The organism is Paenibacillus massiliensis subsp. panacisoli DSM 21345 (assembly GCF_000426545.1).
Lineage (GTDB): Bacteria > Bacillota > Bacilli > Paenibacillales > Paenibacillaceae > Paenibacillus > Paenibacillus panacisoli.
The window spans coordinates 26,100-32,598 of sequence record NZ_AUFO01000039.1 but is presented as its reverse complement, the minus strand read 5'-3'; the positions used below and the strand labels follow the sequence as shown (position 1 = coordinate 32,598).

6 protein-coding genes and 1 pseudogene are annotated in these 6,499 nt (G+C 50.1%); all 7 read right to left on the bottom strand.

What is annotated here, in order from left to right; all coding sequences use genetic code 11:
- A pseudogene (locus tag K331_RS30155) lies at positions 1 to 1,034 on the bottom strand (collagen-like protein); the annotation flags it as partial.
- A 383-nt stretch (positions 1,035 to 1,417) separates the two neighbouring features.
- On the bottom strand, positions 1,418 to 2,257 hold the full coding sequence (locus tag K331_RS0121940; RefSeq protein WP_036635536.1) for a MetQ/NlpA family ABC transporter substrate-binding protein: 840 nt from the start codon (positions 2,255 to 2,257) through the stop codon (positions 1,418 to 1,420).
- 135 nt (positions 2,258 to 2,392) lie between these two features.
- Positions 2,393 to 3,067, bottom strand: a complete 675-nt coding sequence (locus K331_RS0121935) for a methionine ABC transporter permease (RefSeq protein ID WP_018885233.1) — start codon at positions 3,065 to 3,067, stop codon at positions 2,393 to 2,395.
- Positions 3,060 to 3,767, bottom strand: coding sequence for a methionine ABC transporter ATP-binding protein (locus tag K331_RS30150; protein ID WP_051289969.1), 708 nt, complete (start codon positions 3,765 to 3,767; stop codon positions 3,060 to 3,062). The genes K331_RS0121935 and K331_RS30150 overlap by 8 nt, the downstream gene beginning before the upstream one ends.
- 233 nt (positions 3,768 to 4,000) lie before the next feature.
- Positions 4,001 to 5,005, bottom strand: coding sequence for a Gfo/Idh/MocA family protein (locus K331_RS0121925; protein ID WP_028591937.1), 1,005 nt, complete (start codon positions 5,003 to 5,005; stop codon positions 4,001 to 4,003).
- A 232-nt stretch (positions 5,006 to 5,237) separates the two neighbouring features.
- Positions 5,238 to 5,906, bottom strand: coding sequence for a pectate lyase (locus K331_RS0121920; RefSeq protein ID WP_028591936.1), 669 nt, complete (start codon positions 5,904 to 5,906; stop codon positions 5,238 to 5,240).
- 361 nt (positions 5,907 to 6,267) lie between these two features.
- Positions 6,268 to 6,474, bottom strand: coding sequence for a DUF1657 domain-containing protein (locus K331_RS0121915; RefSeq protein WP_018885237.1), 207 nt, complete (start codon positions 6,472 to 6,474; stop codon positions 6,268 to 6,270).
- Between the last annotated feature and the right edge of the window lie 25 nt (positions 6,475 to 6,499).

The following is a 6,499-nucleotide window of genomic DNA, read 5'->3' as shown; positions in this document are numbered from 1 at the left end:
GTTCCTCCGGTGGCTCCTGTTTCGCCTGTTGCACCCGTGGCTCCTGTCGCTCCTATGTCGCCTTCTTCCCCAGTTGGACCCGTTGGGCCGGTTGGACCGGTTGCTCCCGTTTCACCTGTGGCTCCCGTTCCTCCGGTTTCGCCTGTCGGACCTGTCGGGCCGGTTGCTCCCGTTTCGCCTGTAGCTCCGGTTCCTCCGGTGGCTCCTGTTTCGCCTGTTGCACCCGTGGCTCCTGTCGCTCCTATGTCGCCTTCTTCCCCAGTTGGACCCGTTGGGCCAGTTGGACCGGTTGGACCGGTTACTCCCGTTTCGCCCGTAGCTCCCGTTCCTCCGGTTTCACCTGTCGGACCTGTCGGGCCGGTCACTCCCGTTTCGCCTGTGGCTCCAGTTCCTCCGGTTTCACCTGTCGGACCCGTTGGACCTGTCGGGCCAGTTGCTCCCGTTTCACCTGTGGCTCCCGTTTCGCCCGTGGCTCCCGTTCCTCCGGTGGCCCCTGTTTCACCTGTCGGGCCGGTGGCTCCCGTTGGACCTGTGGCTCCAGTTCCACCTGTGGCCCCTGTTTCTCCTGTCGGACCTGTCGGGCCAGTTGCTCCCGTTTCGCCTGTCGGACCTGTCGGGCCAGTTACTCCTGTTTCGCCTGTCGGACCTGTTGGTCCGGTGGCTCCCGTTGGACCTGTTGGACCTGTTGCTCCTGTTGCTCCTGTTGCTCCTGTTGGTCCCGTAATTCCTGTTGGAACTGGTCCCACAGTCTTCAATACCGTCTGCAGCTTACTATCAAGCAACAGCTCCTTCTTGATTGTTTCCTGCAAGGTGGACTGAACACTCTGATTCACAATTAAGAGCTCACTGATCGTCGCAGGAATCGTCAGACCTGGCAATGTACCCACAGCATATTGAATCTTCTCTGCCTCTGCATTAATGATGTGACCTAATCCCAGCTCTTCCATCGCAATGGACGCTAGAAGCAAATTAATTGCATCATCTCTTGTTAGGGTTATGTTAGGACTAATATTAGGTATGTTGGGTTGAGACATGCTATCACTCCTCAGCTTAATTTCTGGCATACCCTTCACACAATGGATGAACACCCGAAGAAGTATACTCTGTCCTAATTCCGGTTGATTTCCGGTACAGCACAGAAGATATCATATTCTATGTGGTAGCAAGTGAACTGTGATACGTGTAAAGCCTATCTTCTCTATCACTATTAAAATATGCTGCACCTCGACATCTCACAATCTTGGTCTGAATTTGTCCTCACCGTCTCGAGTATCCCCTTTGAATTCTATGCACAAGGTATAAGAATGATGGCAGAACTGGACATGCGAGCGCACGAAAAAAGACTCCAATTCCACGATTAGGGTGAAATTGGAGTCTTTCAGGTCTGATTGCATGGTGATGAGAGCTAATTTCTACATTAGAATGCAGGTACAGATACCTCACCAAAGTTCTCTTCCAGGTATTTTGCTACTTCTGGTCCGGTCATACGCTCTGCCAGCTTCTGAATGGGCTCAGAGTTAGCGTTGTCTCCCCGAGCCACAAGTGTGATCGCGAAGCGGTCATCCGTCTTCTCGGTAATGAAGGCATCCTTCTTCGGCGTCAAGCCGAGAGGACTTGCATACGCAGGATACATGGCCACCGCATCTACATCATCATAGGAACGGGCCAGCATCAGGAGATCCACTTCCTTGAAGACATAATTCTTCTTGTTCTCCACAATATCAGCCTGGGTTGCAGCGTAGCCGGCCCCTTCTCTCAGCTTGATCATGCCATTCTGCTCGAACATGACAAGTGATCTGCCAACATTAGTGGAGTCGTTGGGAATCGCAATAACGGCTCCCTCTGGCAGCTCATCTATGCTCTTATATTTCTTGGAATACGCGCCGAAGAGCGCATGATAGATCGGCTTTACTGCGACCAGATCAGATCCGTTCGCTTCATTATATTGCTCCATGAAGGGCACATGCTGGAAGAAGTTCGCATCCACTTCATTGTTGGCCAGCGCCGTATTAGGCTGTATATTGTCAGAAAGTACTACAACCTCCAGATTAATGCCGTCCTCCTTGAGGAGTGGCTTGACTACATCCAGAATATCCGTCATTGGTGGAATTAGAGATGCTACCTTCAGAGTCACTTCCTCGGCGGGAGCAGACTCCGTATTCTTGGGCTCGCTTGCCTGCTGCCCACAGCCGGCTCCTACTAACAGGATCATTGCCAGCAATGCCATCATCCAGGTGCTTTTCATTTTCTGCTTCATTTTCTTAACCCCCAACATATTCTCTATTTTTGACTTGCTCTTCATGGTTGCTGATCTGTGAGTGTGGATAGACACATTTCTCAATATCTGATTTTTAAGTATTCGAGCAATCAATACATACTATAGCCTTATGACTCAGCGCTTGTCCAGCCATCGCGCTATGGTATTCCCTGTGAACTGGATCGCCTGCACAAGAACAATCATAATAATAATTGTAAAAAACATAAGCTCCGTCTCAAAGCGTTGATAGCCATAACGAATGGCAAAATCACCAACACCGCCACCTCCAACGACCCCCATAACGGTAGAATAGGAGATAAAGGTAATCGTGGCCGTCGTCAGACCTAGCGTCAACCCTGACCGTGCCTCAACATACAAGAACTTGTATACCATCTGCAAGGTGGAAGCTCCCATGGAGGAGGCTGCCTCCATCACACCTTTGGGTACATCCAGCAATGCCTGCTCGACAAGCCGGGCATAGTAAGCAATGGCCACCACGGATAGTGGCACAGTCGCTGCGATCGTCCCCAGTGCCGTACCAACCACAAGCCGGGTAAACGGAATCATAAAGACCACCAGCAGCAGAAACGGAAATGAACGGATAATATTCACCACACTGTTGGCTATATTGAATATGATTCTGTTCTCATACTTCTGCCCAGGCCTGCACAGCATCAGGATCGTACCGAGCGGAAGACCAACCAGTACGGCCGCAGCAATCGAGACACCCACCATAATGAACGTCTCACCAATGGCCTGCCAGATCTGGGATTGATAATGGATAAGATTCGCTATCAGCTCGTCAAACATCCGTCCGCCCCCCTCTCCCTTGCTCTATCCGAAAGGTCCGCACCAGACGTCCCTGCTCCATCTCGGCTACACGATGGCAGAAGCTCTTCATCACCTGCATATCATGGGTCACGAGTACGATCGTTGCCCCGTATACTTTATTGGCGTGACGGAGTACTTCCAGGATCTCCTCTGTCGTCTGCGGGTCGAGCGCAGAGGTTGGCTCGTCACACAAAAGCACCTTAGGGTGATTCGCCAATGCGCGAGCAATAGCGACCCGCTGCTTCTGTCCACCACTCAGCTGTGCCGGGTACTGCTCCAGCTTGTCCGCAAGTCCCACGAAGTGCAGCAGCTCCTTCACTCGCTTCGCACGCTCACGCTTCGGAATGCCTGCCAACTCCAGGGGCATGGCTACATTACCACCCACCGTGCGGTTATGGACTAGATGATAATGCTGAAATATCATCCCGATCGAACGAATGGCTGTTCTCAGCTCATTTCCTCGCAGCCGGGTCATATCCTGTCCGTCTACCTGGACAATTCCCTGGTCTGGCCGTTCCAGCATGTTGATCATACGGAGCAGAGTGGATTTCCCGGCACCGCTGGCGCCGATAATACCATAGATCTCCCCTGCCTCGATCTCTATAGATACGGAATCGACGGCCGTATATGCGTGTTCTTTTCCCACATAGCTCTTGCTCACTTCCTGCAGCGAAATCATGGAGTCCCCCCGAAAAAAGATGATATGTCTCGGCCACCGACCGATAAAGAACTTAAAAAAAGCCCGCTAGGCCGAACTAGGCGGCCACGCGAGCAGGTTCACTCAACAAATTATATTACCATACCATAACAAGATCGGGGTAGTGAAATGAGATATACCTTAACCAGCCTACATCCATTCAAGGCCTCGGCGTGAAGCGCTGAGACTGTAATACTTAGGCCACATTCGGTGCATTAGCCCTTCGTGTTGTCATCTGCTTCATAGCGCAGACCCCATTGGCCACGTGCCTGATCCAGCAAGCGCATAATGCCCAGGGACTCCTCCCATGTCATAACCGGACTCTCCAGAAGCCCCTCCTGCAGGCATCTTCCCACCTCTTCAGCCTCATATGCGTAGCCTGCAAATTCACGATCATCCTTAATGACAACCGGCTCTTCACCGTCCACATAAAGTGTGGCCGAATCCGAGAAGAGGAAGCGCGGGATATGAATGTAGCCTTTGGTACCTTGGATGAAGGCATCATTCGGCAGTCCCAGTCGGATCGCTCCATTCAGCATGGCCGTGCGACCTTCGCTGTAGGACAGCATGATTGAGAACTGCTCGTCTACCCCCGTCTCACCGATGTGGGCTGTACTAGCCATACGTTCCGGGTTCGGACCGAATATCATGGAAGCAAATGATACTGGATAGATCCCTGCATCCAGTAATGCTCCCCCGCCCAGCTCAGGATTCAAGAGACGATGATTGGGGTCCCATTCCATACGGAAGCCGAATTCAGCCTTGACCAACAGCACGTCACCAATCTTGCCTTCAGCCAGCCACTCTCTCACCTGACGAATCGGCTTAAGATAACGTGTCCACATCGCTTCCATGAAGAAGAGCTGCTTCTCCTTGGCAACCGCCAGCACCTCTTCCAGCTCCGCACTGTTCATCGTAACCGGCTTCTCGCAGAGGACTGATTTTCCGGCATGAAGGGCACTGAGGATGTTCTCCTTATGCATCGGATGTGGAGTACCAATGTAGACGACATCAACCTCCGGGTCCGCTAACAGTTCTTCATAGCTGCCATATGCCTTAGGTATATTGAATTGCTTAGCGAATTTGTCTGCGCTTTCAATTGTACGTGAAGCTACCGCATACAATTCCCCGTTGCTTGCATGGGACAAATCCGCTGCGAATTTCTCCGCGATCCATCCTGTACTGATCAAGCCCCACTTCACACGTTTTGCTTCCTTCATATCGATTCTGCCTCCCTGATTGCAATTTGAACTGCATCCGCGCTGCTGCAATGTAGTGCTGTATTATACACGAATGCAGGCATAAGCGCTGGTAACTGTTTTGAAGCTGAATGTCTGTTCCAATTCTCATTCTATCAGATTATGGACGGCTATGTCGCACTTACGACAAAAAGGAAGCCAGGCTTGTACCTGTGCTCCCTTTGTGCAGCTGTATTCTATGAATAAGGATGGCTTAATATTGGGTATTTCCGGATTGGCTTGTCTTGCCAGAGGCAAAGCCTTTGAACAGTGTAGGAACTTTGCTATATCGTGTATTGGTAATTTTGGCGGCACTGGAGCTGCTGTCGGTTCTGAAAATGGAGTCCTTCACATTGGAAATATTGGAGTTATCCAGCGTGAAGTTCACGCGATAGCTAGTTCCTCCGTTTTGACGGGCCAGCTTGCCAATATCATCCGCACGGAAGTTCTTGATGTTAATGGTGCCTGAAGCGTTGGCCTGAAAGACCTTGTCATAGGCCTTGAAAGCCCCGCCGCCAGTAATGTTAACCGTACCTGAAGATTTCAGCGTCAATGCATCTTCACCTACATCAAGCCAGGTGACATTGCTGATCGTGGCATTACCATATACGTGTACACCGTCAGCTGCTGGAGCATCAATGTATACATTTTTGAGCGTCGCATTATTCTCAAGTCGGAAGATCGGCTTCTGCCCCTCTTTTTGACTTCCGTCACCCAGTGTTTTGGGATTGGCAACGAAAGTCTGGCCTTTGCCATCATACGTTTCCCCGGCCTTCACCAAAATCGTACTGTCTACAACCCGAGGGGCTGCCTCTGCTGGAGCCGTACCCCATGTGATCGTTAACAATAATCCAGTCAATAATATAGCTAATCCCTTTTTCACTAGAAACCATCCTTCCTATACTTTAGTATAGTACCACCCGCAGTAGTCTCTGGATCAGGAACGCAATAGGGTCAAGAAGAGATGTGCACCTCTCTCCATAATGTAACCGCTATCAACAAATGCTACTTAAAAAAGGGCTGACCGTTGTAGGCGATATCTGACTAAATTATACATAATTTTCCCATAAAAACAATATATTTTCATGACATTTTTCTTTATTTTTTTATTTTATTTCCAAATTCAAAAAAAGAAAATTGGCAGCATAATCTCTATCTAGCAAAAAGCGAATCTCTTGTGCAGAGATTCGCTCTTAATTCTGATCTATTTCCCTCTTGATCTTCAATGTACAAGTCGATTCATCTTAGAAGCCCTGATATTGCGGCTCCTCATCCTCTAGCTGCTGTACTCTGCTTTGAACCTGATTCACAATCTGCAGTGTTTGCTGCGCAGCGTTCGTGAACAGATTTTTGGCATCTTCATTTTGCGTCGATAATGCAAATTGCTCTAGACTCGCTTGAGCACTCTTCAAGGATGCCAGACAGGTCTTCACATCGGATGCTACAGTCATGTGTACTCACCTCCCTACTCTCGGT

Coding starts and splice junctions, on each gene's coding strand:
- K331_RS0121935 (WP_018885233.1), bottom strand. CDS start 3,067: ATGTTTGACGAGCTGATAGCGAATCTTATCCATTATCAATCCCAGATC.
- K331_RS30150 (WP_051289969.1), bottom strand. CDS start 3,767: ATGATTTCGCTGCAGGAAGTGAGCAAGAGCTATGTGGGAAAAGAACAC.
- K331_RS0121940 (WP_036635536.1), bottom strand. CDS start 2,257: ATGAAGCAGAAAATGAAAAGCACCTGGATGATGGCATTGCTGGCAATG.
- K331_RS0121915 (WP_018885237.1), bottom strand. CDS start 6,474: ATGACTGTAGCATCCGATGTGAAGACCTGTCTGGCATCCTTGAAGAGT.
- K331_RS0121925 (WP_028591937.1), bottom strand. CDS start 5,005: ATGAAGGAAGCAAAACGTGTGAAGTGGGGCTTGATCAGTACAGGATGG.